Source organism: Rhodococcus sp. T7, assembly GCF_009872365.1.
Lineage (GTDB): Bacteria > Actinomycetota > Actinomycetes > Mycobacteriales > Mycobacteriaceae > Rhodococcus_F.
Genome location: NZ_WXYH01000390.1, coordinates 178,034 through 179,606 on the forward strand (window position 1 = coordinate 178,034; position 1,573 = coordinate 179,606).

Consider the following 1,573-nt stretch of genomic DNA (forward strand, 5'->3'; position numbering starts at 1 on the left):
GTCTCGAGGGCAGTGCCGATACCGTTGGTACCTGCGAATTCTTCCGAGTAGCTGAAACCCGGGGCCAGGTTGACCGCGTCGAGTGTGCGATTGAGCCGCTGGCTGGCGGCGATCCTGGTCAGGATCACTCCGTCGGCGGATGTCAGAATCACACTGACCGGCTCGTCCACCAGCCCGTCCGCGAGCTGTTTCAGGACCGGTCCGGCCGCCGTGACGAGGGGACAGTCCAGGTTCGGCTCCCGGACAAACGGGAGATCGAGCTGATCAGGTCCCACTTTCAGGGACTTCGACCGCTGCCAGGAGGTGTAGATGTCCTGCCGAATGGAGCTGTCGAGATGATGCTCGGAGAGAAAGTGCTCGCGTGCTAGCTGTAGATCCTTGGCGGTCATGGTCTGTTTACGCCCTGTTCTTCCACCGGTTACGTCTATGAGCGTACGGCGTCTCAATGTGGTATGGGTCTCAGTATGAGACACCTGTAGCGGGTGATTCCCCGGTGGGCCGATGCCCCCGATGCACTCACGGTGTTCCGTCGGCGGCGGGGTTTCGGGTGTTACCCAGAGATAGCCGAGGCGGCGGCGGTCGCACGCGTGGTGCGTAGGGCGCCGGATGGCTGACTGAGGTAGCGCTTGCCCGATGTGCGCTTCCCGCACCTCTGCCACCGGGAACCTGCGACCTGCAGCGTCAGGTTCGTTCCGACCGGGTTGAGATCATTCAGGACGCTTCCGACCGGTGGGATCGGGACGGGTTACCGGACGGCTGGGTGGCCTGGGTGACATACGGCGGGCGAACCCCGGTGAGCGCTTCCAGCGTGCACAGCAGGTCGGTCACGGTGAGCGTGCTCGACACCGGGGGCCGCGCGGGTTCGGGGGCCGGACGGTGTGGGGGCCGCGGGACGGGGTTCACTGGCATGGTCGTGGCCTTTCGTCGTCGGGGATGGGCACCGGTGTGCTCGAGGGTGGTAGCCGTTCGGCGCATACGGCGAGAAGTCGTTGCCGCAGGACGTCATCGATGGGAACGAATCGGCGTGTGGCCAGATAACGGAGGCGTCCGAAGTACCGAGCCTCGTTCCACCCGAAGGTGAGGAAGATCTCTTCGGCGCTGCCGCCGCCGAAGTGCACCCATCGGGCGGCGAAGTCCAGTAGGAACTCGTCGTTCGCGTCGCACCGGGCCGCCGGGAGGACTACGGGATCGATATGTGCGCAGGTGTGCACCGCATCGGGCGACGACTGTGCGGGTGTCGTCATCCGCGAGCGGGGTGGGTGCAGTTCCCTCCCGGTCATATCGCGCGTCCCGGATTGAGAATCCCGGGAGGGTCGAACACCACCTTGATCTGACCCATCAGCACTCGCTCGTGTGTGCCTACCATCGTCTCGAGGTAGTTGCGTTTGAGATCACCGACGCCGTGCTCGCCGGTGATCGATCCGCCCAGCGCCAGGCACCGGGTGACCATTTCGTCGAAGGCGCGGTAGGCACGGTCGGATGCGTCGGGGTCAGCCGCGTCGAACACGATCGTGGGGTGGAGGTTTCCGTCCGCGGCGTGCCCGAAGGTGCCGACGAAAAGGTGGTGGCGGTC

3 protein-coding genes and 1 pseudogene are annotated in these 1,573 nt (G+C 65.2%); all 4 read right to left on the minus strand.

The genetic code is table 11. The features are described from left to right. Window positions 1-389 (minus strand): annotated as a pseudogene (locus MLGJGCBP_RS49350) (sigma-54-dependent Fis family transcriptional regulator); the annotation flags it as partial. Window positions 390-711: 322 nt separating this feature from the next. Continuing rightward, complete coding sequence (locus MLGJGCBP_RS51225; RefSeq protein WP_201452925.1) at window positions 712-909, minus strand: hypothetical protein; 198 nt, start codon at window positions 907-909, stop codon at window positions 712-714. Further along, window positions 900-1,280 carry a hypothetical protein gene (locus tag MLGJGCBP_RS49355; RefSeq protein ID WP_236580856.1) on the minus strand — a complete coding sequence of 127 codons (381 nt, stop codon included), beginning with the start codon at window positions 1,278-1,280 and terminating at the stop codon, window positions 900-902. Before MLGJGCBP_RS49355 ends, MLGJGCBP_RS51225 begins: the two co-directional genes overlap by 10 nt. Continuing rightward, window positions 1,277-1,573, minus strand: a 297-nt coding sequence (locus MLGJGCBP_RS49360) for an FAD-linked oxidase C-terminal domain-containing protein (protein ID WP_328799363.1), incomplete at its 5' end; no start/stop codon positions are given. The genes MLGJGCBP_RS49355 and MLGJGCBP_RS49360, both read right to left, overlap by 4 nt.